This window comes from Rhizobium phaseoli, assembly GCF_003985125.1.
Lineage (GTDB): Bacteria > Pseudomonadota > Alphaproteobacteria > Rhizobiales > Rhizobiaceae > Rhizobium > Rhizobium phaseoli.
This window is the reverse complement of the sequence record NZ_ML133592.1, coordinates 1-24,290: the sequence shown is the minus strand read 5'-3', so window position 1 is coordinate 24,290 and position 24,290 is coordinate 1. Positions and strand designations below refer to the sequence as shown.

The window sequence follows — 24,290 nt, the reverse complement described above, 5'->3', positions numbered from 1 at the left end:
GCGTCAACGGAGAATGTGGCCGGCAATGTGATGCCGGCAAGAGGAGCCTGGAAAAGCGCGTGGTGCGTCCGCCCGCCGCTACTCGTTCGCGCAATATCCCCCTGGTTCACGACGAAAATCGGGTCATCGCCTTTCATCGCTGGAGCGACGGCGAAGAGTTTCTCGTCGTGCATTGAACGATGCTCTATGACGGCTACTGGCTGCACAGCGAACGGGTGGGGGATGGTCTTGGCAGGAGGTCTTTACGCCGGCCAATATGGCGGCTGGAACATCGGCAATCGCGGCGAGAAGATCAGAGCCACAGCAGAAGCGCTGAACGCCGTATTGGCTGCGTCAGGCGTGCTGGTCTTCGGCAGGCTTTGATGGGAGGCGGGAGCGGTCAGGCAAAGCCGAGCGGCAGGTTTTCCAGCTTCCTGTCGGCGCCGTAATCGCGCTCATGTGGCGAGCGGCGGCGGCCGCTGCCGCGCGAGGAAAGGTCGATACGGTTTTCGGCGAAGATTCCATCGGCATAGGTGCCGGTATCAGGGCAATCGGCGTCGATCTCAGGAGCAAAGATTTTCAGGATCATCGGGGTTCCTCCACGGCGCAGCATCAACACGCGGAAAGGCCGCGTGGTTCCAATCATAAAGGCCAAATTATTAATAAATTAACCATAAATGCCGGCCGAGGGTGAGGCGCTGCACTTCCGGCGCAACATGCACTCCGATTGAAATGGTATTGTCGCTGGAACTCCTGATGTTGCTCGCCGTTGATCTGGCATGAACACAGGAGGTTTCCATGCAGTTGATCGATACACGCGTGACACAGTCCGGCGACTTCTTCACCGTCGAATTCTTGGGCGAGGGAGGAGAATCGGTTTCCGTCAAAATCGATAATTCCCGTGGCGAGCTCGACAGCTCGACGGCGCTCGACCACGCCAAGGTGATGATGGTTCAGCTGACTGCCTTTCCCGGCCGCAACGCCGACGGCAGCATCAACCGTTATGACGCTTTGAGCAACGGCAACTTCGACGAAGGCAGCAAGGGTTTGGTCGGCCAGCCGAGCGCCCGTTCGACCCATGACCGTGAAACGCTGGAAGAGGAGCTGAACGAAGGCCTCGAAGACAGCTTTCCGGCAAGCGACCCCGTTTCGGCAACCGTCTCGTCCATTCCCGCCAACGCGCCGCGGCACTGATCTCCGCGAACCCTGCCGATAGCCGCCCCATTCTCGGGGGCGGCCGAGCCTGCATGACGGATTGATGTCAAAACTGAAAAACAGCTGAAAACCGCGGATGTCTGATTGACATGCGAGCCTTCTAGAGAGGGCCCGAGAAGGGAGCGTCCATGACGCGCTTCCAGGTCTCGGAGACGCGCCCTCATGAAAATCATTCAGATCACCGACACGCATTTCAGCCCGAGCAAGCCGCATTTCAACGGCAACTGGGCGCCGCTTCTGAGCTGGATCGAAGCGACCGGCGCCGACCTGATCGTCCATACCCGTGATCTCACTGTCGACGGCGCCGACAAGGACGAAGATATTACCTTCTCGATGGATCTGATGCGCCAGGTGTTGATCCCGATGCTGATCGCTCCCGGCGGAAACCGACCGAGCCTTTAGTCGGGCTCGGTGACAGCGATCTGACAGTTGACGGATGTGGAGAGTTCATCAGGAGTGACAACGGAAACCACAAGCGCGAGCTTATAAAATATATGTATCAATATTTATGCGATAATTCTAAGATTTATATGGAGCTTACGCGAAGTTCCAACCGTAATTATCCACACATGGAAGTTGAAGCGATACGCAACTTATGGAATGGTCGGATCAACGCCATTTCCCCTCTTCATGCTCATCACCCGGATAAGAATGTCTCCCAAACAACTGGAATGCACCGCCGCCCGGTGGTTTCTCGCGACGGTCTCACTTGCTGCAATTTTCGCATCGCCGGCCTATGCCGACACACCGTCCGCCCCCTGGCCACAAACGCAAAGCGACATCCAAGCCGATTCCAATGTCCATTTCGGCGTGCTGGCCAATGGCATGCGCTTTGCAATCATGCGCAACGCCACGCCATCAGGACAGGCGGCGATCCGCTTTCGCATCGGCTCCGGCTCACTTGAGGAAAACGACGACCAGCAGGGGCTGGCGCATGTTCTCGAGCATATGGCCTTCAAGGGGTCGACGCATGTCGCCGAAGGGGAGATTATTCGTATCCTGCAGCGCAAGGGCTTGGCCTTTGGACCGGACACCAACGCCCATACCTCTTATGACGAGACTGTCTATGCGCTCGATTTGCCCGAGGTCGATGCAGACACCATTTCCACGGGCCTGATGTTGATGCGAGAGACGGCGAGTGAACTGACACTCGATGCCGGCGCCCTCGATCGCGAGCGCGGCGTCATCCTCTCGGAAGAGCGGCTGCGCGATACGCCGCAGTACCGCGCGGGGCTCGCAATCATGAATTCGTTGCTCGCCGGACGGCGCGTGACGATGCGCCCGCCGATCGGGAAAGCCGATATTATCAGCAAGGCGCCTGTAGACCTCGTCCGCGATTACTACCGGGCCAATTATCGGCCCGATCGGGCGACGCTGATCGTGGTGGGCGATATCGACCCCGCTGCCATGGAGATCGAAATCCGGCAGCGCTTCGGCGACTGGAAGGCCACAGGATCGACGCCTGCAAATCAGGATACTGGCGTGCTGCAGACGAAGGGCGAAAGCGCGGACGTCGTCGTCGTTCCCGGCGGCATGACCAGCGTCCAGATCGCCTGGACGCGTCCTTATGACGCCGCCCCAGACACCTTGGCCAAGCGCCGTACCCAGCTTATCGAAGATCTTGGCCTGATGGTGCTCAAACGCCGGGTCAGCACCATCGCCAGCAAGGCGGATGCGCCTTTCATCAGCGCGGGCGTCGGCTCCCAGGATCTCCTCGATTCCGCTCATGTCGTCCTGGTCACGGCGAATTCCGAACCGGACAAATGGCAGGCGGCACTTGGGGCCATTGACCAGGAACAGCGTCGTATTCAACAGTTCGGCGTTGCCCAGGCTGAGATCGACCGCGAAATCCTCGAATATCGCTCGGCCCTGAAGGCTGCTGCCGCCGGAGCCGCGACGCGCACGACCACCGACATCGCTGCCGCGCTGGCTGGCAGCGTCGATGACAATCAGGTCTTCACCTCGCCTGCCGACGACCTGTCGCTCTTCGAGAGGGTGACGAACGGCGTTACCGCGACCGAGGTCAATCAGGCCCTGCAGCGTGCATTCTCCGGCAATGGTCCTCAGATCGTCCTTCAGACCGCCCAATCGCCGCAGGGCGGAGCCGATGCACTCGGCCAAGTCTATCACGCTTCCAACGCCGTTGCCGTCTCGGCGCCGTCCAGTGCAGCCGATGTCGCCTGGCCCTACACCCATTTCGGCGCGCCGGGCGCTGTGGTCGCACGTCGCGCCGTCGATGATCTCGACCTGACCATGGTGCGCTTTTCCAACGGTGTACGGCTCACCGTCAAGCCAACCAAGCTGCGTGCCAACGAAGTGCTGGTGCGCGAGGATATCGGCCGCGGCCGGCTGGACATGCCGCATGACCGTTCCCTCCCGATCTGGGCATCGCCGGCCGTCGCGCTGTCCGGCGTGAAAGCCATGGACTACCAGGATATGCAGAAAGCGCTGACCGCCAACATTGTCGGCCTCGACGTCTCGGTTGGCGACGGCTCGTTGAAGTTCGATGGTCGTACGCGGCCTGAGGATCTTGCGACGCAATTGCAACTCATGACGGCATATACCTCCGAACCCGCGTACCGCCCCGAGGCGTTCAAGCGGGTTCAGCAGGCCTACTTGAGCGGCCTCGATCAGTATGAGGCGACCCCTGGCGGCGTTATCAGCCGTAACCTTGGAGGTCTCGTCCACTCCGGCGATCCGCGCTGGACCTTTCCTGATCGCGCCCAGTTGTCCGCCGCCAAGCCGGGCGATTTCGAGGCGCTGTTCCAGCCTGTGGTGGCCAATGGCCCGATCGATGTCACCATTGTCGGCGACGTAACAGTGGACGACGCCATCCGGCTGACAGCTGAAACATTCGGCGCTTTGCCGCCACGCCCGGAGGCGGCGCCGAGCAATGATTGGGGTAACGTGCGCTTCCCGGCGGCCACCGAGAAGCCTGTTCTGCAGACTCATAACGGAAGGGCAGACAGCGCCGCCGCCGTCGTCGGGGTCCCCATCGGCGATTTGCTCTCCGATCTCCCGCGCTCCTTCACCGCCAATGTTGTCACCCAGATTTTCCAGAATAGGCTGACCGACCAGTTTCGCATTGCAGAAGGGGCAAGCTACGCGCTGGACGGCGACGTCAATCTGTCGAGGGAAATTCCCGGCTATGGCTACGCCTATTTCTATGTCGAGACGGATCCGGCCAAGCTCGCGCGCTTCTATGCACTTGTCGACGAGATCGCCAATGATCTCAGGTCGCATGATGTCTCCGCAGACGAGCTCGCACGCGCCCGCGAACCCATCATCGAGAGACTGAAGCACCAGCGGCAGGGCAACGAATACTGGATTGAATATCTGCGCGGCGCCCAGACGGATCCGCGTCGTTTGGACCGCATACGCGGCAATCTCAGCGGCTACGAGGAAGTTACGGCCGCAAATATCCGCGAATTCGCCACGACTTATTTCAGCCCGGAAAAATTCTGGAAATTCGAAGTTCTGCCGGCGGCGGTGCGCTAATTGGTGGGTCGATTTACAGTGTAGCAGCGTCCTTTGCGGGGAAAGGACGCGCTCGCCGCAATTCAGCCCCGCATTTTCGCAGCCGTGAGAAACATCGCCAGCACGCCGCTGAGCAGGCCGAGCGATAATGGCAGCCCGTGGTGGCCGACCAACTGCATCGCCAGTCCGGCCGCGGGCGAGCCTGCCATGCCGCCGACGCCCCATGCGAAGGCGAAGGCCGCATTGCCGGCAATCAGCGTCTGGCCGGTAAAGCGCTCGCCGAGCTGGATCAGCGACATGGTGTAGAGCCCGAACGAGACCCCGCCCCAGACGAAAACGAGCGGCCAGATCAGCCAGGTGGTGAAGGTTGGTGCCAGCAGCAGGCAGCCGGTGAGGCATGCCAGGACGCAGTACGACATGATCCGCGCCGAGCCGAACCATTCGGCCGCCCGCCCAAGCAGGACCTGCAGAACGGCATTGCCGGCGACGAAACAGGTGATGAGCGAAGCGATGCGTCCCTCGGCGCTGCCAAGTGATGCCCCATAGACCGCAAACAGCGAAAGCAGGATCTGCTCGAAGGCGGCGGCGGTGAAAATGGCAAACAGCAGCAGCGGCGCCAGCGCGAAGAAGCCGCCGACCGAGATCGCCTGGCCTTCGCCAGGCATCTCGGGCAGACGTCGGGCAACGGCAAGCACGATCAGGCCGCAGACCAGGAAGGCCGTGACGCCGATCATGAAAGGCGGCCAACCTTCCGTGCCGGCAAGGCCGAGCGATAGCGGGCCGACCGCGAAGCCACCCGAGACGATCGACGAATAGAGGCCCATGATGCGGCCGCGGCGCGGTGCCGGCGTGATCGAGATCAGCCAGGTTTCGCTGACCACGTAGAGCGGATTGGCAAAGAAGCCGAGCAAGAAGCGCAGCGGCATCCAGGCCCAGATCTGTTGGCGCCAGGCAATCACCGTCAGGGTGAGGGCCGCCAGGATCGAACAGAGGATCGCGAGCCGCGCCGCACCGACACGCCGCGAAAGCGCTGGAATGACAGGCGCCGAAAGGATGAAACCCAGCGGTGTCATCGCGGCCGAGAGGCCGATCATCCCAGATGTTACTCCCTGGCGCTCCAGGATGAAGCTCAGCAGCGGATATGTCAGTCCCTGCGCCACGGCAAACACGGTGACGGTCGCGATGATTGCCGCCATTGCGGCCCATGGGATTCGATCTTCGTGTGGTGACGTCGTGTTTGCCGCGGTCATGCAGATGTCCTCGTCGGTCGCTGTTGTCGCAGGGCGAACGCTTGACCCGAAAGAGGCTGGAATTCTGCGGGATAGGGGAAGCGGCGTAATTAAGCCGCGCCAAAAAGTTCTCAAAAACTTCCAAACGGACTATAGATCCGCTCTATGCAGGAAGCGCGCTTTGCCTTTGGTCCGTTCGTGCTTGATCCGGAGGCGGGAACGCTCCTGCGGAACGACGCTCCCGTTGCCCTTGGTCAGCGCGGGCTGAAGCTGCTTGCAGCGCTTGTCGGGCGGCCGGGCGAAATCCTTGCCAAGTCTGAACTGATGGACGCTGCCTGGCCGGGCTTGGCGGTCGAGGAAGGCAATCTCACCGTTCAGATCGCCCAACTGCGCAAGCTGCTCGGCCCGGCCGCCGGCGGCGGTGAATGGATTGCTACGGTTCCACGCATCGGCTACCGCTTCACTGGGGCGATGCATCGGCTCGGCGGCGTCAAGCGAAAGGCCTTGCCGCTGCCGGACAAGCCGTCGATCGCCGTGCTGCCCTTCCTGAATATCGGCAGCGATCCCGAACAGGATTCTTTCGCGGACGGGTTGACCGAAGACCTGATCACCGACCTCTCCAGGATGCCCGGCCTGTTCGTCATCGCCCGCAATTCGGTCTTCGCCTATAAGGGCAGGGCGATCGATATGCGCGAGGTCGCCGACGAACTCGGCGTGCGCTACCTGTTGGAAGGCAGCGCGAGACGCGCCGCGGGACGCGTGCGCGTCAATGCCAAGCTGGTCGACGCCGTCAGCGGTGATCATCTGTGGGCGGAACGCTTCGATCGCAGCCTGGACGATATTTTCGTCGTTCAGGACGAGGTGACGGCGAGGATCGTCGAGGCGCTGCTCGGCCGGCTGCGCACCCCGCCGCCGCGCCATCGGCCTAAGAATCTCGAAGCCTACGATCTCTGCGTGCGGGCGCGCAAACTGATGGACGATTCCCCGCAGGCGGCTCAGGAAGCGCATCTGATGCTGACCCGCGCAGTTGCCCTCGACCCCGATTACGCCGAGGCCTATCGCTGGCTGGCCATGAACCACTGGATGGGATGGGTCCATAGCGGCGGGCCGACAGGTCCGAGCCGCAGCATCGCCTTGCAGCTGGCGCGCAAGGCCGTTGCGATCGATCCCAACGATGCCGGCTGTCGCTGGGTCCTGGCCTACCTGCTTGCTTACGAGCGCGATTTCGCCGCGGCGGAGGCGGAGTTCACCACGGCGATCGAACTCGACCCGAACGAGGCCGACACTTTCGCGGCTCTATCCGACATTACGGTGCTCGCCGGACGGATCGAGGTGGGGCTTGAGCACATTCGCAAGGCATTCCGGCTGAATCCCTTTCCGGCAAGCTGGTATTATTCAACGCTCGGCCAGGCGCAATATGCGGCGGGGCAATATGCGGCCGCCGTCGAGACGTTGCGTCGCGACGAGACCTATCGCACAAGCTCGCGCCGTTTCCTGGCCGCAAGCCTTGCCCAGCTCGGTCGGCTCGACGAGGCCCAGGCGGAGACCGAACTCTTCCTTGTCGCCAACCCTGGCTTTTCCATCCGCCACTGGGCGGCGACCGAACCATTCCGCGACGCTCGCACGCTTGAACATTTCGTGGAGGGCTACCGCAAGGCCGGTCTTCCGGAATAATCCGCCCCGCCTGCTCGACAATCGCTCCATTTTCGACAGCGGCACCGCCGCCCCCGAATTCTCGGCGCGGTCTGGTGGATAGCATGGCCGCCGCCAACCATCGCGGTCGGCGAAGCGGTCATCACCAGCCTGTAGGAGTGGATGTGCCCGGCTGGCTTCGCGTTCCGGATCAGCTGATTATGGCCGCCGCTTCAGACCGCCATATTCGCCGCTGCCGACATAACTTCCCGAGGCGCGGGAACGCCGAACAGATGGCGGCCGGCCTCTTCGACTTCCGTGAAGCACCAGCGCACGACACCGTCACGATCGAGCAGGAATTCCCCGACAAGCTGGCCTTCACCGGTGGCGATCATCCTCTTGTCATCCGCGGTGACTTCGTAACCGTCAGCCTTGTCGAGAAAATCCATCGCTGCGATAGGGTTCATCGGTTCGGGAAGTTCACCCGGCATGTCGACGCGCATCGACATCACCTTGTCCATGCTGACCGTGTGCGGCCATTCGTTTTCGGTCTCGGTGAATTGAAGGCTCGGCAGGCCGAAGGCGCGATGTGATACCCGTTCGGGGTCGGAGGCCGCCAGCAGGTTGGGAAGCGGGTGGTAGCGGAAATAAAGGCGCGCTCGCTCGATCGGGGTATTGACGACGGTCAGGCTGTCGATGCCCTTCTCCTGCAATGCTTCGGTCAGTTCGGCCATCGCGGCGATCTGCCTGCGGCAGAAGGGGCAATGCAGTCCGCGGAACAGGCCGACGAGCAGCGGCTTCTGGCCGCGAAAGTCGTCGATGGCGATCTTGCCTTGGCGGGTGATCGCATCCAGCACCACGTTGGGCGCGCGATCTCCAGGCTGTAACGGTCTATCGGCGTGGTTCTCCTGCATTGTTCGTTCCTCCCTTTATGCGTTTGAATCGCTTGATCTATTCGATATTGCGCGATCATTGCGACGCGAATTGTTCAGTCGAGAAACGGCAAGACGACGAGGGTGCCTGGGTCGAGGTTGTGGCGGACGCACACATCCTGTGCCAGCGTGAAATACCGTTCCGCTTCGTCCATTTCGTCATGTTCGAGGCTCAGCGTCGCCAGGCCATCATAACACGGAAAGAGCAGTTGCGGCTCGTCAATTTCCTGAGCAACCTCAAGAGCTTCTTCGTAATACTTACGAGCTAGCTTCGGTTGCCCATGGCATTGATGAATCTGGCCGAGCACGATCAGCGGCACGGACAGATGATCGCGCTGATCGAGCGCCCGGTCGATCTCGACTGCCTTTTCCGCCGCCGGCACGCCTTCGGCCGCACAGCGATCGGTGAAGGTGCAGCAGGACACTGCGAGGTTGGCGAGAAGACGCGCCTGGAAGCCGAGGTCGCCGATACGGGTTGCGACCTCCAGTCCACGGCGGCAGACCGTGATGGCGTTGGCCGGGTCGACGATTGTGTAGAGAACGCCGAGATTCGAATAGGCGCGGCAGGCGGCACTCTGCAGATCGGCTTTTTCAGCCACCGAGAGGCTGCGCTCGACTTCCTGCACGGCATCGCGCCGGCGTCCGAGCCGCGCGAGCGCTGCACCCTTGGTGTTCAACGCCTCCGCCATCGCCCGGGCTGCCTCGCGGCCGGCCTCGGTCGTTCCGTCGATCGGCAGCGTTTGCAGGCATTGCAGCGCCTGTGTCGCCCACTCCGCGGCGGCGCCCTGATCACCCATGCGGAAGGCCAGATGGCCGCGCTCCTGCAAGAGATGGGCATGTTCGACCGGTGCATCGATCGTCGCGATCATTGCTTCCGCCGCGGCACAATGCGTCTCCGCCTGGTCGCGGCGCCCCGCATCGAGATGCAAGCGGCCGATCTTTCGCAATATCCTTGCTGCGGCGATCCGGTCGTCGTTGGCGCGGTGGATCGCAAGCGCTTGCTGATAGTGGGTCAAGGCATCGTCGCGGCGGCCGGCAGGGCCGCAGAGATCGGCAAGGCGCTCCAGTAGCGCCAATTGCTCGGGCGTCACCTCCGGCTCGTCTGCGAAGGCCGCGAGCGCTTGACGATAGAGGCGCATTGCATCGTCATTGGCATAGGTCTTGCGCGCCTGATCGCCCGCCGCCATCAGGTAGGCGGCGCCCCTGGCTTTGTCGGTCGTCAGGCTGAAGTGATGGCCGAGTTGCGCCAGATGCTCGGCACGCTCGGGCGCCAGGCCATACTGGCGCTCCAGGACCCGGCCGATCCTGCCATGGAGTTCCATGCGCCGTTGCAGCAGCAGATTCTGGTAGATGACGTCGTGCATCAGCGTCTGGCTGAAGCGATAGCCCGGCGACCCGCCGGCATCGGGGCCGCGCAATTCCTCGATGATATTGGCATCGCAGAGATAGTCCAATGCGGCATCGATGGCGGCCGGATCGGTGGCGACGGCGCGGAGCAGGGCGGTATCAAATCTCGGGCCGACCACCGCCGCCTCCTGCGCCAACCGCCTCATCTCCTGCGGCAGACGATCGATGCGGGCAAGCAACAAGGCTTGCAGGTTCACCGGGATGGCGACATCCGTGTCGTCCGCCGCAACATGCCAGCGCTGACCGTCATGATGCAACGTGCCCATGTCGATCAGTCCACGCAGGATTTCTTCGATGAACAGCGGATTGCCACCGGCGCGGTCGAGGATGCGTTTGCGCATTGCGACCGGCAGCTTGCCATGCGCGTCGCCAAAAAAGGCGGCAAGCAGCCTCTGCCCATCGGCGGCAAAGAGCGGGCCAAGACGCTGCACGGTGACGTTGACGCGATTGGAGTTCAGCGGGTCGGTCTGCGGCGTCGGCCGGTAGATCACAAGCAGCATCAGCCGGCTGCGCTCCAGCCGGTCCATCATGAAGCGAAGCACTTCCAGCGAAGCCGCATCCGCCCAATGCAGATCCTCGATGACCAGCAGGAGAGGGCCCTGCGCCAGCCGCCGCTCGAAGACGGTGCGGATCGCGTAAAAGATCTGTCGCCGCAATTGCTCCGGCTCGATGTGCCGCAACGCGCCATCGGGATCGCCGAGGCCGAGCACATGCAGAAAAAGCGGCAGGAGCCCATCGACATCGTCCTGCGTCAGATCGAGCGCGCGAAACCCTGTCGTCAACAGCTGTCGGGTCCTGTCGCGATCGTCGCGCTCGCCGATCCCGTAGGCGCTGCGCACGACCGCGGCGAGGGTGCCGTAGGATTGTTCGCCAAGGGGAGAGCAGGTGGCTTTGCGGATGGCAAGGCCAGGGAAACGGGTCGCATTGGCGGCGAGCCCGACGAATTCGGTGGCCAGACGCGATTTCCCGATGCCCGCTTCGCCGATCAACCGGACGAGCTGCGCGGCGCCGTCGCAGGCGAGATCAAGGCAGGCGAGCAGCCGCGACAATTCCGCATCCCGTCCGATCATCGGCGCCTGAAGGCCGAAACTTTCGAGTCCGCGCGCTGTATGCGGCGCGTCCAGCAGCCCGATCAGCCGATGGACGTGAACGTTCCCGCTTTTGCCCCGCAAGGTCTGCGCGCCGAGGCTGTCGAAGGCAAAGGCATGGCGGGTAAGGCGGTAAGTCAGCGGACCGACGAGAATATCGTTTTCGCCGGCCATGGATTGCAGCCGTTGGGCAGTGTTCACCGTATCGCCGGTCACCGAATAGGATTTGGCGCCAACCGCGCCGAAGCCGCCGGTAACGACGGGGCCGCTGTTGATGCCGATGTGCAGGCGCAGCGGCACGCCGGCACGCGACTGCCAGCGTGTGCCGACCGCGGCGGCCCGGTCGATCATATCAAGTGCGGCGCCAAGCGCGCGCACCGGATCGTCCTCATGGGCAACCGGCGCGCCGAACAGCGCCAGAAGGGCGTCGCCGACGAACTTGTCGACGAAGCCGCCATAGGTTTCCACCGCCCGGGTCATCTCTTCGAACAATTCGTTCTGCAGCACCCGCATGGTTTCGGGATCGATCTGCTCGCTCAGTGTGGTGAAGCCGCAGAGATCGGCAAAGAGCACCGTCACCGGCCGCCGGTCGGCATCGCTGTCGGATTTCGTCGGCACCACCTCAATAATCGGCTTCGGCGCAGGCGAGGCTTTGCCGGAAATCGATGCGCCGCATTTGGGGCAGAAGGCAAAATCGGGCTGGCACGCATAACCGCAGGCGGCGCAAGAGAGAGGCTGCCTTGCGCCGCATCGCGGACAGAAAGCAAAACCGCTCTGAATATCGAAACCGCAGCCGGCGCAGTCCATCGCTGGCATCTCACGAACCCGGTATCCGACGGCTATATCAGCCGCAACCAACGGGCCTCAACAGAAGAGCAGCATGAACCTGTTGCCCCGTGCCCGCAAGCGCCAAACAGGCGGCAGAACAACGATCGCCGTTGAACGCCTGAGTTTCTTGAGATCCGCGTCGGAGGTCAAACGACGTCACCTCGTCCCTGCCAGAAACTGGCGGAACCGTTCCGATTTCGGATGCGTGAAAAGCTCGATGGGCTCCCCTGTCTCTTCGACGACGCCCCGGTGAAGAAAAACCACTTTGCTCGACACGTCTCGCGCGAAGGCCATTTCATGGGTGACAACCAGCATGGTTCGACCTTCCTCAGCGAGCGAGCGCATCACTTTCAGCACCTCGCCGACGAGTTCGGGATCAAGCGCCGAGGTCGGTTCGTCAAACAGCATGACCCTCGGCCGCTGCGCGAGAGCGCGGGCGATCGCAGCGCGTTGCTGCTGCCCGCCAGACAAATGCGCGGGATAGAAATTTCGTTTTTCGGCGATGCCGACCCGTTCGAGCAGAGCTTCGGCCTCCGCGATACATTCCGCGCGGTTGCGCTTCTGCACGTGCACCGGTGCCTCGATCACGTTTTCAAGGATGGTCATATGCGACCAAAGATTGAAATTCTGAAACACCATGCCGATGTGTTCGCGCATCCGGTCGACTTGCCTGCGGTCAGCCGGCACCGTTCTATGCCCCGATTTCTTCAGAGCGTACATCTCGCCTCCGATGCGAATTTCCCCGCTGTCGGGGATTTCGAGCATATTGAGGCATCTCAGCATCGTCGATTTGCCGGAGCCGGATGAGCCGAGGATGGAAATCACGTCCCCCTCATGCGCTTCAAGCGAAATTCCCTTCAGCACTTCCAGCGGGCCGAAGCATTTGCGGAGATCCTTGACCGAAACGGCAGCGCTTTTGTCCTTGTTGTCGCTGACCAAAACTGTTCCCCTGTAAGACATGCACACTCCCGTCTAAGATTGCAGCCGCATACGCATATGAGGCGAAAGCCAGAAATCGACCGCCATGAGCATCCGTGTGACGATGAAAATGATCGCGAGGTAGATCGCGCCGGCGACGATGAAGATCTCGAAAGCGCGGAAGCTGTCGGCGATCAGTTTTCCAGCCAGACCGGTGACTTCCATGATCGTGATGACAGACGCGAGCGCTGTTGCTTTGATCATCAGGATGATCTCATTGCCGTAAGCGGGCAGCGCATGCCTGATGGCGATCGGCAAGATGATCCGCCTGAACAGCAGAACGCCCGACATGCCGCAGGCGCGAGCCGCCTCGATCTCCTGGGCGGAGACGGCCAGCAGTCCTCCACGGAAAATTTCGCTGCAGTAGGCGGCAGTATTCAGTGTGAGGGCGAGCACCGCACACCAGTAGGGTTCGCGAAAGAACCCCCAGACGCCGAGGTCCTGCAGGCCGTGTCTGAATTGGCCGAGGCCATAATAGATCAGGAACATTTGAACGAGGAGCGGCGACCCTCTGAAGACGAAGACGTAGGCACGTGTTATGGTTCGGCCTATTTCACCGCCGGTCACGGCCAGGAGCGAGATCGCCAGCGCCAGCGCGCTGCCCGCCACGACCGACGTGACGGCAAGTTCAAGGGTCAGCGGCAAGCCGGTCAGAAGCGTGAGAAACGTATCCCACATAAAACCCAGATCCATCACAACGCTCTCCTTGTGCCCTGGGTCGTTCGCGCTTCCATGCGTCTGAAAAGGATTGATGAGAGCCAAGTGATGACGAGATAAAGCACGACCGCCGTCAGGTAGAACTCGAACGGCCGCCGCGTCGATCCGGCCGCGATCTGCGATTGGCGCAGGAGTTCGACGAGACCCGTGACGGAGATCAATGCCGATTCCTTCAAGACGAGCTGCCAGGTGTTTCCGAGGCCCGGAATAGCGTAGCGCAGGACGAGGGGGGCGACGATGCGCCTGAATTTGGGCCATGGCCGCATGCCGACGGCGCTGGCGGCTTCGAGTTCGCCGCGTGCGACGGACCTGTAGGCGCCGCGAAATACCTCAGCCTGATAGGCCGCCGAAACCACGCCAAGCGCCAGGGTTCCGGTTAGAAATGCCGGCATTCCAATAAACCCTTGATAGCCGAACAGGCCGCCCAAGGATCCAAGGAATGCGCTGCCCCCGAAATAGAAAAGATAGATGACCAGAAGGTCGGGCACGCCGCGCAGAACGGTCGTATAGCAATCCGCAAGCCACCGGATGGTCAGGTGGCGGGACAACTGCATGAAGGTAATGACCGTCCCGATCAACGTTCCGGTCAGGAAGCCGCAGACGGACACACCGATTGTCATCGCGGCCGCAGTCAGTAGTAGCCAACCCCACCCCGTCTGCTCGAAGCCGACGAGAGCCAGGTAACTGTCGATAGGTGCCATGCGGGGACCCCTTGGTAAAAGATCGTGTTGCGCGTCAGTCGGATGCGCGCCGATGCGCCCAGATGCGCTGGAGCTTCGACATGTTTTTGAGCGAGCTTTGTACATGCGCTCGAGCTGCTGCGGCCGCCGCCTCCCGGTCGCGTGCACAGATGGCGTCCGCGATCGCCCGGTGTTCGTCGAGGTCCGTGTGCTCCAGATCCACCCAGAGTACTTCGAGCCAAAGGGCCAGGCGAAGCTGCTGATAAACTTGATCCGTCACCCTCACGAGGGCCTCGTTTCGGGTCGATTCCACGATGACGCGATGGATGTATAGTCCAAGATCCAGGTTGCGGGCCGCATCAGACGGCGTCTTGTTCGTCGTATCCTTCAGTTCAACCATCTGGGCAATGACGTCCCGGAGCCGGTCGAGGTCTTCCTCGCTCGCCACCTCGCAGGCGAGTTGCGCCGCGCAAACGTCGAGCGCTTCGCGAACGACCAGCAGATTGCAGAACTTGGTGACGTCGAGATCGGTCACCGTGTAGCCGAAATTCCGCTGCCCGACGATAAGCCCTTCTTCCTCCAGCTTCATCAGCGCTTCACGCAGCGGTGTTCGGCTGACGCCGAAGCGCTTGGCGAGCGTCACTTCCGACAGGCGCTCGGAGGGGCGAAGTTGGCCGGTGAGGATCAGGTCCTTCAATTGCGAATAGGTGCTCTCACGCAACGATCCTCGCTGTTCCGTTTTGGTCGATGCCAATCGATTCCCCTTCCGTCTCTGGTCCATTCACCCCTCGGTGAACGACACCATAACTTTTTCCCTCTTGCTCGATCAAGCGGAATACGATTATGTATACAATGTTGACTACAACAAGCAATCGTCTTTTCGCCGGCGTTCAAAAGTCGCCCGCGATCTGCTCGCAACGCCTGGAGGTCCGATGCCGGAGATTCTCAGTCTGGACGAACTGCGGGAGCGCTTTTCGAACGCTTCAGGCGGTGAGATGTTCGATCCGGAGTTTCGCAAGGTGGCCGACCTGGTCTTCGGCGAGGGCGATCGTCGCCAGGCGCCTTACTGCGGCGTCCCGACATTGCTGAAGGCGCCGTATCGTCCGGACGCCGCACCCAGTTTTGCTGATATAGATATCGCGCTTTTCGGCATTCCGATGGATCTCGGGGTGACGAACCGATCCGGTGCGCGGTTCGGGCCGAGAGCCGTACGCAACGTCGACCGGGTTGGTCCTTACGATCATGTCTTGCGGACCGTCCCAACTGCCCATGCACGTGTTGCCGATGTCGGCGATGTACCGTTCAAAAGCCGCTTCGATCTGGCGGCATCCCATGACGATATCGAGCAATTTGTCGGCGGCTTGATAGAGGCGGGGGTCGTGCCCCTGGCCGTCGGCGGCGACCACTCGGTCGGCCTTCCGATTCTCAGAGCCGTCGGCAGGGATCGTCCTGTGGGGATGATCCACATCGACGCCCATTGCGACACGGGCGGTTCGTTCGAAGGATGCAAATTCCACCATGGCGGACCCTTTCGCCAGGCGGTTCTGGACGGTGTGCTTGATCCCAGGCGGACGATCCAGATCGGAATTCGTGGCAATTCCGAATATCTATGGGAATTCTCGTATGCATCAGGCATGACCGTCATTCATGCGGAGGACGTCGGCGATCTCGGCATCAGCGCCGTCATCGCCAAGGCGAGAGAGATCGTCGGGGCGGGGCCGACCTATGTCAGCTTCGACGTCGATTCTCTCGATCCGGCATTTGCGCCAGGCACGGGAACGCCGGAGGTCGGTGGCCTGACCTCGGCCCAGGCGCTTGGCATTCTGCGCGGTCTTATCGGCTTGAACATTGTCGGCGGCGACGTTGTCGAGATCGCTCCGCAATACGACCCGACGTCGAATACGGCACAAATTGCCGCTCAGGTTTTGTTTGAACTTCTCTGCCTTGCGGCCGAGGCAATCAAGGTTCGCGCGCCCTAGCAAATGGACGTCGCGGAGTCTGCAACCGCCTTGCTTGGGAAAAGGGCAGGGCGCACAAAAAAGGGGAATAAAAACATGCAAGTATCAAAGCTTTTGCTGACGTCCGCCCTCATCGGCGTCATCTCGGCCGGCGCTGCCGCCGCGCAGACGAAACCAACCGAAATCACCATTGCGACCGAGGGCGCATACGAGCCCTGGAATTTTACCGGTCCCGACGGCAAGCTGGCCGGGTTCGAGATCGATCTCGCCAACGACCTTTGCGCCCGCATGAAGGTGAAATGCACCATCGTGGCGCAGGACTGGGATGGGCTCATTCCATCACTCAATGCCAAGAAGTTCGACGCCATCATGGCCTCGATGATCGTGACCGAAAAGCGCCTTGCGGTCATCTCCTTCAGCAAGCCCTATGCCCCGACCGCCGCCGCTTTCATGGTCGAGAAAACCGGCCCTCTCGCCGATCTGCCGGGGACGGGGACGACAGTCGACCTCGCCGCAGACAAGGCGAAGGTCGAGCAGGAATTGCAGCCGCTTCGGGACGCCCTCAAAGGCAAGGCCGTGGGTGCCCAGGTGTCAACGGCGAACGCAGTCTTTCTCGACACCTATTTCAAGGGCGTTGTCGATCCAAGAGAATACAAGACCGTCGAGCAGCATGATCTGGACCTCCAGGCCGGTCGCATCGACGCCGTCGTTGCCCAGAAAACCTCGTTGACTGCAACGCTCGGCAAGGACGACTTCAAAGACTACAAGATTGCCGGCCCGACCTTCAAAGGCGGGGTCTTTGGACAGGGGATCGCGGCAGGCATCCGTAAGGACGATACGGTGTTGAAGTCGATGTTCGACGCCGCGATCGAAGCCGCCGAAGCCGACGGCACGATCAACAAGTTGGCGCAGAAGTGGATCAAGACATCCCTTGATTGATTGAGCGGCAAAGCTCCCTCGGCAGCAATTGGCAGCCGGTGCACCGAGTAGGTCGCGCCGGCTGACCGGCGCAGCTTTGCCAGGAGCCGCCATTGAAATAGACCCCCATTTGGAGAACCTCTGTGACCATCCTTCTCAATTCCGTCGAATCCCGCGACGCTGCGTTTGTTCTGCATCCCTATACCAACGCTTCGCAGCATCTGAAGGACGGCCCGCTGGTGATCACCAGGGGCGAGGGGATCCATATCGTCGACAGCGAAGGCAACAAATACATCGAAGGTCTTGGCGGGCTGTTCTGCGCGTCGCTGGGCTTTAGCGAACAACGTCTGGTAGACGCGGCGACCCGCCAGATGAAGGAACTGCCCTTCTATCACAGCTTCGGCGGCAAAACGCATGAGACGGCGGTCGAGCTTGCCGAACGGCTCATTCAGCTTTCACCGGTTCCGATGTCGAAAGTGTTCTTCGCCAATTCGGGTTCCGAGGCCAACGACACGGCCATGAAGCTTGTCTGGTACTATCACAATGCCATCGGCATGCCGGAAAAGAAGAAGATCATCTCGCGCATGCGGGCTTACCACGGCGTGACCATCGCTTCGGCAAGCCTGACCGGGTTGCCGAACAATCACCGCGATTTCGATCTGCCGATTGATCGGGTGCTGCATACGGACTGCCCGGAGTTTTATCGCTACGGCCGCCCGGGCGAAACGGAGGAAGAATTCGCGACGCGCTGTGCCAACTCGCTTGAACAGATGATCCTTGCCGAAGGACCGGAAACCATCGGCGCATTCTTCGCCGAGCCGTTGATGGCATCCGGCGGCTGTATCGTTCCGCCGCCAACCTATTACGAGAAGATCCAGGCAATCCTCAGGAAATACGACGTGCTGCTGATCGCCGACGAAGTCATCTGCGGCTTTGGCAGGCTCGGCACGATGTTCGGCTCCGAAAGCTTCGGGCTTCAGCCGGATATGATCGTCATGGCAAAGCAGCTTTCCGCCGCCTATCAGCCGATCTCCGCCCTGATGATCAATGAAAAGATCCATTCCGCTGTCGTTGCCGAGAGCGAGAAGATCGGAACATTCGGACATGGTTTCACCTATAGCGGCCATCCTGTTGCGACGGCCGTCGCCCTGGAAACCCTGAAAATCTATGAGGAACGTGACATCGTTGGCCACGTCCGCAACATCGCCCCGGTATTCCAGCGGCGGTTGAACGAGCTTGGCGACCATCCGCTCGTCGGCAACGCCCGCGGTCGCGGGCTCATCGGCACCCTTGAACTGGTTCGCAACAAGGAAACGAAAGAACCGTTCAAGCCGACGGACGGCATTGCCATTCACGCAGGCAAGCAGGCCCAGGTCCATGGCGTCATCACGCGCGCCCTTGGCGACAACTATTCGCTTTGCCCGCCGCTTATCATCACCGAGGCGGAGATCCACGAATTGTTCGATCGCTCCACGCGCGCATTGGATGATACCTATACATGGGCGAGGGCAACCGGCCTCTATTGAGCGAAGGAAGCGACGATATGCGAAATTTCGAATTGCCGGGAAGATCGATGGCCGTCAGCCGCAATGGCATGGCCGCGACATCGCACCCGATGGCGACTTTAACAGCGATCGAGATCCTGAAAGCCGGCGGCAAGGCCATCGACGCCGCAGTCGGCGCCTGTGCCGTCCAATGTGTCGTGGAGGCCGGGTCCACCGGCATAGGCGGCGATTGCTTTGCGGTGCTGGCGTCGAATGGAAGTGATGGTGTCCTTGCCTATAACGGCTCGGGACGGACGCCGGCGGCGGCGCATTTTGACTGGTTTCAGGAAAACGGCATCACTTCGATCGAGCGGTCATCGCCGCATGCGGTGACCGTTCCTGGGGCGGTGGACGCCTGGACCCGCCTCGTTGCCGATCACGGCAGGATGCCGCTGTCGGAAATTCTTGCGCCGGCAATTGCACTGGCTCGCGACGGCTATGCGATCACGCCACGGGTTGCCGCCGACATTTCGAACCAACGCGACCTGCTGCTGCGCGATCCATCAACCCGTCGCCTTTTCCTGATCGACGATCAGGCTCCGCCGGTCGGATCGGTTCAACGTCAACCGGAACTGGCGCAGACGCTGGAAACGATCGCAACGTCGGGCCGAGACGGCTTCTATCGCGGTCCGGTGGCAGCCGACATGGTGACCCGGCTGAATTCCCTTGGTGGCCTCCATACACTTGACGATTTTGCCTCAGCTGCCGGCGAATACGTGAAGCCTGTCAGCGCGACATACCGCGGATGGACGGTGCATGAATGCCCGCCGAACGGGCAGGGCATCGTCGCTCTGATGATCCTGAAGATCCTGGAGCGTTTCGAACGCAAAGGCGATCCGCTTGGTGTGGACAATCTGCACATCGAAGTCGAGGCCACGCGGCTGGCTTATGCGGCTCGTGATCGATGGGTCGCCGACATGGCCGCCTCAGACGTTCCGGTCGACTTCCTGTTATCCGATGAACTCGCCGACAGCCTTGCCGCCAGGATCGACCTGAACACCATCGCCGATGCCGGGGCTGTTATCGACGGCGTCGAGCATGCCGACACCGTCTACATTTCGGTTGTGGACAAGGATCGAAATGTTGCCAGCTTCATCAACTCGATCTTCCATTCCTACGGAAGCGGATTGATGGCGCCGAACTCCGGCGTGTTGTTCCACAATCGCGGGCAGAGCTTCAGTATGAAGCAGGGGCATCCGAACGCGATGGGGCCGCGCAAGAGGCCCATGCATACGATCATCCCGGGTCTGGTCACCCGCAATGGCAGAAGCGTCTTGTCGTTCGGCGTGATGGGTGGACACTATCAGGCGATGGGCCATGCCCACTTCCTTTCCAAGCTGTTCGATTTCAATCTGGACATACAAAGCGCAATCGATCTGCCCCGGCTCTTTCCGCTTCCCGGCACGACATCGATCGAAACCGAAGCGCTTCTGCGAACCTCGATCGGGCGTGATCTCGAAGCCCGCGGCTTCAAGGTCGTCGCACCGAATTGGGCCATCGGCGGCGCCCAGGCGATCTGGATAGACGATCAAAACAACACGCTGCTGGGCGCCTCAGATCATCGAAAAGATGGTTGCGCGCTCGGTTACTAGAGGCGGTGGAGAGCTGAATGTCGGCGTATCCGAATACCCAACTTTATATCAATGGCCACCGGAGGCAGGGTTTGAACGACGATCTGACCGTCGTCAATCCGGCCTCGGGCGAAATCATCGGCCGTGTTTCCAATGCCGGCGCTGCTGATCTCGACGAAGCGCTTTCGGCCGCCGCCACAGGGTTTGAGCAGTGGCGGCGCATAAGTGCGTTCGAGCGGGCAAAGCTGATGCATGAGGCGGCCGAGATTCTGCGCCAGCGCTCTGCGGCGATCTCGCGAATAATGACATTGGAACAAGGCAAACCGCTCGCCGAGTCCAAGGCAGAGGCAGCCGCGGCCGCCGACATCATAGACTGGTTTGCCGAGGAATCCCGCCGTGCCTACGGCCGGCTGATCCCACCGCGAGCGAGCAATGTCAGGCAGATGGTGGTCAAGGAACCTGTCGGCCCGGTAGCGGCCTTCAGTCCCTGGAACTTTCCGCTGAACCAGGCTGTGCGCAAGGTCGCGGCTGCCCTTGCAGCCGGCTGCTCGATCATATTGAAGGGGCCGGAGGAGACGCCGGCAAGCTGCGCCGAACTTGTTCGCGCCTTTGCCGATGCGGGGCTGCCGGCGGGCGTCCTCAATCTCGTTTTCGGAATTCCGGCCGATATTTCCAATCACCTGATCCCGCACCCCGTTATCCGGAAAATTTCCTTCACCGGATCGACCGTCGTTGGCAAGCAGTTGGCATCCCTGGCCGGCGCCCACATGAAGCGGGTGACCATGGAACTCGGAGGCCATGCGCCTGCGCTCGTTTTCGATGATGCCGATATCGATCTCGCAGTCAGGCTATTGGCCGCTGCGAAATTTCGAAATGCCGGACAAGTCTGCGTCGCTCCGACCCGGTTTCTCATTCAGCAACGCGTCTTCGATAAATTCCTCGATGGCCTGGTAAAGGCGGCCGAGGCGATCACCGTCGGCGATGGATTGAGCGATAGCGTGACCATGGGACCGCTTGCCAACGCGAGGAGGGTAGGGGCCATGGAGGCGCTAATAGCAGACGCGGTGATGCATGGCGCGAAGATTGCGACCGGCGGCAAAAGGATCGGCAATCTCGGCAACTTCTTCCAGCCGACGGTTCTTACCGACGTTCCACAGCATGCCCGCGTGCTCAGCGAAGAACCATTTGGCCCCTTGGCGATCGTGAGTGCATTTTCGGACTACGACTCTGCCATTGCGGAGGCCAACCGCCTGCCATACGGCCTGGCGGCCTATGCCTACACAACTTCGGCAAAGACCAGCGCAGGCCTTGCTCGCGATATCGAAAGTGGCATGCTGTCGATCAATCATCATGGGCTGGCGCTGCCGGAACTGCCCTTCGGAGGCATCAAGGATTCCGGCTACGGCTCGGAAGGCGGCTCTGAAGCAATGGAGAGTTACTTCAATACGAAGCTCGTGACCGAGGCGGCTTGAGCAGGCTATCGGCTTGCCTTTGCCGCTCCCTTGCCCTTCATCCGGCAAAATTCGATCAACTGATCCGAGGTCATGGGTCGGGCCAGGGCGTAACCTTGCAGCAAATGGCAACCGAGATCTTTCAGGATCTTCGCATGCTCCATTGTCTCGACGCCCTCGGCAACGATGTCGATGTTCTGCGACCGGCCGATTTCGATGATGGAGGAGACCAGACGGCGTTGAGATGCAGACGCGATGATCGGTTTGATGATCTCTCGATCGATCTTGAGCCGTCGCGGTTCAAATCGAAGCAGGCTGATGATACTGGCATGTTCGGTGCCGAAATCGTCAATCTCGATTTCAACGCCAAGCGCCTTGATCGTCGGAATTATCTCACTGAGAGCAGGTTGAAGATCGTCGAAGGAGATCGTCTCGAGCAGCTCGAAGCACAGACGGCCTCTCGCTACGGGAAGCTCGGACAGTTCCGCAAGCAGGCTTGGCTGCGCCAGTCGGCGTGCTGAAATATTGACGGAGACCCGCGGGATTTGCATTCCCAAACCGTCCCATCTCGTCAGCTCGAACAGCGCCTTTTTCAAGATCAGCCGATCCATGTCGCCGGTACGCCCCAGCCTTTCCGCGGCATCAAGGAACTTGTCAGGCCCGAGCAAACCCTTTCGCGAGTGGCTCCAACGGGCGAGCGCCTCGACGCCTGCGATATCAAACGTGTTCGCATTGAACTGCGGCTGGAAGAATGCGACGAGTTCGTCGCGGTCGAGCGCCTGATTGAAGTCATCCGCCAATTCTTTTGAATGGATTGCGGCGCTGCGGAGCTCTTCGGTGAACACGGCCGCCCGGCCGCGGCCGGCTTTCTTCGCCTCGTACAGCGCCAAATCGGCATTCAGAAGCAGTTGACCGAGATCCCGGTCGCGGGCGCTTTCAGTTTCCCAGGCGACACCGACGCTTGCGCCGACCACATAACCGGCTCCATCGATAAAGATGGTCTGCTGCAGCGCGTCGACAATCTGTCTGGCCAATTCGGTTGCTCTAGGCTCGGGATCGGTGCTCCAGCTAGCGAAGACGAACTCGTCTCCGCCGATGCGGGCCGCGACATCGTTCGGGCCTGTCAAATCGGCAAGCCGCGAAGCCGTTGTCTGCAGGACCATGTCACCGCCGGCATGCCCCTTCGTGTCGTTGATCTCCTTAAACCGGTCAAGGTCGATATGGATGAGGATCAGACGGTCCTGCGGATCGGGCCTCGGCGGCTGCGAGATCATCTGGTCGACAAACCGCCGATTGGGTAGCCCGGTGAGGGCGTCATGCAGTGACAGGTGCTCCAGCCTCTGTCGTGCTCGGACGAGCTTGTTCTTGTGAAGGCGAAGTTTTTCGATGGTCTTCTGGCGGGATTTGGTCAGAAAGCCGACCCAGACGATCGGTGCGACGACGCACAAAGCCAACAGACTGGCATAGAGCTCAAAAGTGCCGATGCCGTTATTCTGGCCCCATCCGTGCCTGGGAAGTGCGGCGAGGGACCATCGACCGTAAGTCATATCGACGGAGGCGACGACCGGTTTCTTCGCAAAAGTTTCCAGGCTGCCAAGAAAGACCTGTTTGGGCGAGTTCGGCTCCGGCGTCGTGCTGATGGCAATCTCCAGGTCGGTCGAACTGAGACCGCTATCGCCGTATAGCCTCGGAATATCGATGATACCGGAAAGCAGACCCCAAAAGAGCTGGCTGTTTCCATCGTCGATATAAACCGGGCACCTGACAACGAAAGCTGTTCCGCCTTGGACAAGCTCCACCGGGCCTGTCAGGACGATATTGTGTGTGTTGCGCGCCAGCATCGCGGCGGCCCGTTGCTTGTCATTTTTTCGGTAGTCGAGTCCGATGGCCTTTTCGTTTCCCTTTTCCGGATAAACCCACTGGACCACCATGTCGGGTGCTGCAGCGAAGCTTCGCAATTGTGACTCAGGCTGCAGAATTTGCGCGGCAAGTTTGGAAAATCTGTTCTGGCCCATCGCCGGGTCGACCGCGATACCCGCCGCCAAACCCTGCAACAGCTTCACATTGCTATTGAGGTTCGTTTGCAGTCGAGATGACATCGTCGCAAGCTCGCCGGCAACAACCGAGCGTTCGTCGGCCAACGACCGCTCAAGCCGCCAGTTCGTTGCCACCCAGACGACGATGGCTGCGATAATGGCCGCAAATAGTGCCGGAGCGAATGCGCTCGCATGGCTCATCAGGGAGCCCGCGAGGCTGCGAATTACCTTTGTATTTCTTCGAAACTTCATCAGGTCGCCAGTGTGAATGACAGGCTTGCATCCTTGCACAGTTTCTTTAAGGCAACGCTAAACCGTCGATCCGGTTGCAGAAAGACAATCGAGTGGGACTGTGGTCAGGCCGGCGCCAACGGCTGCGTCCATCTTTGCGGAGCCGGGAGGCGGGCGAGGAGGCGAGACCGTCGCATCTCTAACTGGCCCAACTGTCGCATTACTCTAAATAGAATGCACCAAGCCATTGTGGCCTGTCGCACTTGGAAATAGAATGTACCCCTGCTACACACAATGTGGCGGTGAAGTTGAAATGTCCGGATGTTTGCAAAGTAGAAATGTCACTTTGGTCTGCATCCGGCAGGCGATCAGCCCCGATCTGAGCGGCTGGTCCGGGTTGCAAGATCAGATCGGGGCGG

The 24,290-nt window shown here is 60.8% G+C and carries 19 protein-coding genes and 1 pseudogene; 10 read left to right on the top strand and 10 right to left on the bottom strand.

The genetic code is table 11. From position 1 onward, the window contains the following. Positions 1-228 precede the first annotated feature (228 nt). Positions 229-363 carry a hypothetical protein gene (locus tag EFD56_RS33525; RefSeq protein WP_263973089.1) on the top strand — a complete coding sequence of 45 codons (135 nt, stop codon included), beginning with the start codon at positions 229-231 and terminating at the stop codon, positions 361-363. Between the two features lie 16 nt (positions 364-379). Here the strand turns inward: EFD56_RS33525 and EFD56_RS28460 are convergent, their stop codons facing one another. Then, complete coding sequence (locus EFD56_RS28460; RefSeq protein ID WP_004671942.1) at positions 380-568, bottom strand: hypothetical protein; 189 nt, start codon at positions 566-568, stop codon at positions 380-382. A 209-nt stretch (positions 569-777) separates the two neighbouring features. Between EFD56_RS28460 and EFD56_RS28455 the strand changes: the two genes are divergently transcribed. The 3 genes and pseudogenes from EFD56_RS28455 (at position 778) to EFD56_RS28445 (ending at position 4,692) form a co-directional block, all read left to right on the top strand. Then, positions 778-1,173, top strand: coding sequence for a hypothetical protein (locus EFD56_RS28455; RefSeq protein ID WP_010005860.1), 396 nt, complete (start codon positions 778-780; stop codon positions 1,171-1,173). Between the two features lie 183 nt (positions 1,174-1,356). Next, positions 1,357-1,581: pseudogene (locus EFD56_RS28450) on the top strand (metallophosphoesterase family protein); the annotation flags it as partial. Positions 1,582-1,824: 243 nt separating this feature from the next. Continuing rightward, the gene (locus EFD56_RS28445) at positions 1,825-4,692 is read left to right on the top strand and encodes a M16 family metallopeptidase (protein WP_085743634.1); all 2,868 of its coding nucleotides are present in this window, start codon (positions 1,825-1,827) and stop codon (positions 4,690-4,692) included. A gap of 62 nt (positions 4,693-4,754) precedes the next feature. On the opposite strand, the gene EFD56_RS28440 is transcribed toward EFD56_RS28445, so the two are convergent. Further along, positions 4,755-5,921, bottom strand: a complete 1,167-nt coding sequence (locus EFD56_RS28440) for an MFS transporter (RefSeq protein ID WP_170965674.1) — start codon at positions 5,919-5,921, stop codon at positions 4,755-4,757. A gap of 144 nt (positions 5,922-6,065) precedes the next feature. Here EFD56_RS28440 and EFD56_RS28435 point away from each other — a divergent pair, with 144 nt between their 5' ends. Continuing rightward, a complete protein-coding gene (locus EFD56_RS28435; RefSeq protein ID WP_085742514.1) occupies positions 6,066-7,574 on the top strand; it encodes a winged helix-turn-helix domain-containing tetratricopeptide repeat protein in 1,509 nt (502 codons plus the stop codon). 191 nt (positions 7,575-7,765) lie between these two features. On the opposite strand, the gene EFD56_RS28430 is transcribed toward EFD56_RS28435, so the two are convergent. From EFD56_RS28430 to EFD56_RS28405, 6 genes are all read right to left on the bottom strand, one after another. Next, on the bottom strand, positions 7,766-8,446 hold the full coding sequence (locus EFD56_RS28430; RefSeq protein ID WP_004671720.1) for a peroxiredoxin-like family protein: 681 nt from the start codon (positions 8,444-8,446) through the stop codon (positions 7,766-7,768). A gap of 74 nt (positions 8,447-8,520) precedes the next feature. Next, entirely contained in the window at positions 8,521-11,766 is a 3,246-nt protein-coding gene (locus EFD56_RS28425) for an adenylate/guanylate cyclase domain-containing protein (protein ID WP_085742515.1), read from the bottom strand. 177 nt (positions 11,767-11,943) lie between these two features. After that, positions 11,944-12,747: an ABC transporter ATP-binding protein gene (locus EFD56_RS28420; RefSeq protein WP_085742516.1), complete on the bottom strand. Its 804-nt coding sequence runs from the start codon at positions 12,745-12,747 to the stop codon at positions 11,944-11,946. 12 nt (positions 12,748-12,759) lie between these two features. Further along, on the bottom strand, positions 12,760-13,458 hold the full coding sequence (locus EFD56_RS28415; protein ID WP_085742517.1) for an ABC transporter permease: 699 nt from the start codon (positions 13,456-13,458) through the stop codon (positions 12,760-12,762). Then, positions 13,458-14,183 carry an ABC transporter permease gene (locus EFD56_RS28410; RefSeq protein WP_085742518.1) on the bottom strand — a complete coding sequence of 242 codons (726 nt, stop codon included), beginning with the start codon at positions 14,181-14,183 and terminating at the stop codon, positions 13,458-13,460. Before EFD56_RS28410 ends, EFD56_RS28415 begins: the two co-directional genes overlap by 1 nt. 34 nt (positions 14,184-14,217) lie before the next feature. Then, complete coding sequence (locus EFD56_RS28405; protein ID WP_085742519.1) at positions 14,218-14,943, bottom strand: GntR family transcriptional regulator; 726 nt, start codon at positions 14,941-14,943, stop codon at positions 14,218-14,220. 151 nt (positions 14,944-15,094) lie between these two features. On the opposite strand from EFD56_RS28405, the gene speB reads away from it, so the two are divergent. The 5 genes from speB (at position 15,095) to EFD56_RS28380 (ending at position 21,625) form a co-directional block, all read left to right on the top strand. Beyond that, a complete protein-coding gene (speB, locus tag EFD56_RS28400) occupies positions 15,095-16,141 on the top strand; it encodes an agmatinase (RefSeq protein WP_085742520.1) in 1,047 nt (348 codons plus the stop codon). Between the two features lie 75 nt (positions 16,142-16,216). After that, a complete protein-coding gene (locus EFD56_RS28395; RefSeq protein WP_097541127.1) occupies positions 16,217-17,059 on the top strand; it encodes a transporter substrate-binding domain-containing protein in 843 nt (280 codons plus the stop codon). A 122-nt stretch (positions 17,060-17,181) separates the two neighbouring features. After that, positions 17,182-18,564 (top strand): aspartate aminotransferase family protein, encoded by a 1,383-nt coding sequence (locus EFD56_RS28390; protein ID WP_085742522.1) that lies wholly within the window; start codon positions 17,182-17,184, stop codon positions 18,562-18,564. A 17-nt stretch (positions 18,565-18,581) separates the two neighbouring features. Further along, complete coding sequence (gene ggt / locus EFD56_RS28385; RefSeq protein WP_126906894.1) at positions 18,582-20,174, top strand: gamma-glutamyltransferase; 1,593 nt, start codon at positions 18,582-18,584, stop codon at positions 20,172-20,174. Positions 20,175-20,191: 17 nt separating this feature from the next. After that, positions 20,192-21,625 carry an NAD-dependent succinate-semialdehyde dehydrogenase gene (locus EFD56_RS28380; RefSeq protein WP_126906893.1) on the top strand — a complete coding sequence of 478 codons (1,434 nt, stop codon included), beginning with the start codon at positions 20,192-20,194 and terminating at the stop codon, positions 21,623-21,625. 5 nt (positions 21,626-21,630) lie between these two features. Here EFD56_RS28380 and EFD56_RS28375 read toward each other — a convergent pair whose 3' ends face one another. Both EFD56_RS28375 and EFD56_RS32990 read right to left on the bottom strand, forming a co-directional pair. Next, the gene (locus tag EFD56_RS28375; protein ID WP_085742524.1) at positions 21,631-23,892 is read right to left on the bottom strand and encodes a bifunctional diguanylate cyclase/phosphodiesterase; all 2,262 of its coding nucleotides are present in this window, start codon (positions 23,890-23,892) and stop codon (positions 21,631-21,633) included. A 199-nt stretch (positions 23,893-24,091) separates the two neighbouring features. Then, the coding region (locus EFD56_RS32990; protein WP_206513431.1) for a hypothetical protein at positions 24,092-24,290 on the bottom strand (199 nt) is incomplete at its 5' end.

Excerpts from the sequence above, each read along its gene's own strand:
- EFD56_RS28460 (WP_004671942.1), bottom strand. The coding sequence starts at position 568 with ATGATCCTGAAAATCTTTGCTCCTGAGATCGACGCCGATTGCCCTGAT.
- EFD56_RS28455 (WP_010005860.1), top strand. The coding sequence starts at position 778 with ATGCAGTTGATCGATACACGCGTGACACAGTCCGGCGACTTCTTCACC.
- EFD56_RS28445 (WP_085743634.1), top strand. The coding sequence starts at position 1,825 with ATGCTCATCACCCGGATAAGAATGTCTCCCAAACAACTGGAATGCACC.
- EFD56_RS28440 (WP_170965674.1), bottom strand. The coding sequence starts at position 5,921 with ATGACCGCGGCAAACACGACGTCACCACACGAAGATCGAATCCCATGG.
- EFD56_RS28435 (WP_085742514.1), top strand. The coding sequence starts at position 6,066 with ATGCAGGAAGCGCGCTTTGCCTTTGGTCCGTTCGTGCTTGATCCGGAG.
- EFD56_RS28430 (WP_004671720.1), bottom strand. The coding sequence starts at position 8,446 with ATGCAGGAGAACCACGCCGATAGACCGTTACAGCCTGGAGATCGCGCG.
- EFD56_RS28425 (WP_085742515.1), bottom strand. The coding sequence starts at position 11,766 with ATGGACTGCGCCGGCTGCGGTTTCGATATTCAGAGCGGTTTTGCTTTC.
- EFD56_RS28420 (WP_085742516.1), bottom strand. The coding sequence starts at position 12,747 with ATGTCTTACAGGGGAACAGTTTTGGTCAGCGACAACAAGGACAAAAGC.
- EFD56_RS28415 (WP_085742517.1), bottom strand. The coding sequence starts at position 13,458 with ATGGATCTGGGTTTTATGTGGGATACGTTTCTCACGCTTCTGACCGGC.
- EFD56_RS28410 (WP_085742518.1), bottom strand. The coding sequence starts at position 14,183 with ATGGCACCTATCGACAGTTACCTGGCTCTCGTCGGCTTCGAGCAGACG.
- EFD56_RS28405 (WP_085742519.1), bottom strand. The coding sequence starts at position 14,943 with ATGGACCAGAGACGGAAGGGGAATCGATTGGCATCGACCAAAACGGAA.
- speB (WP_085742520.1), top strand. The coding sequence starts at position 15,095 with ATGCCGGAGATTCTCAGTCTGGACGAACTGCGGGAGCGCTTTTCGAAC.
- EFD56_RS28395 (WP_097541127.1), top strand. The coding sequence starts at position 16,217 with ATGCAAGTATCAAAGCTTTTGCTGACGTCCGCCCTCATCGGCGTCATC.
- ggt (WP_126906894.1), top strand. The coding sequence starts at position 18,582 with ATGCGAAATTTCGAATTGCCGGGAAGATCGATGGCCGTCAGCCGCAAT.
- EFD56_RS28380 (WP_126906893.1), top strand. The coding sequence starts at position 20,192 with ATGTCGGCGTATCCGAATACCCAACTTTATATCAATGGCCACCGGAGG.
- EFD56_RS28375 (WP_085742524.1), bottom strand. The coding sequence starts at position 23,892 with ATGAAGTTTCGAAGAAATACAAAGGTAATTCGCAGCCTCGCGGGCTCC.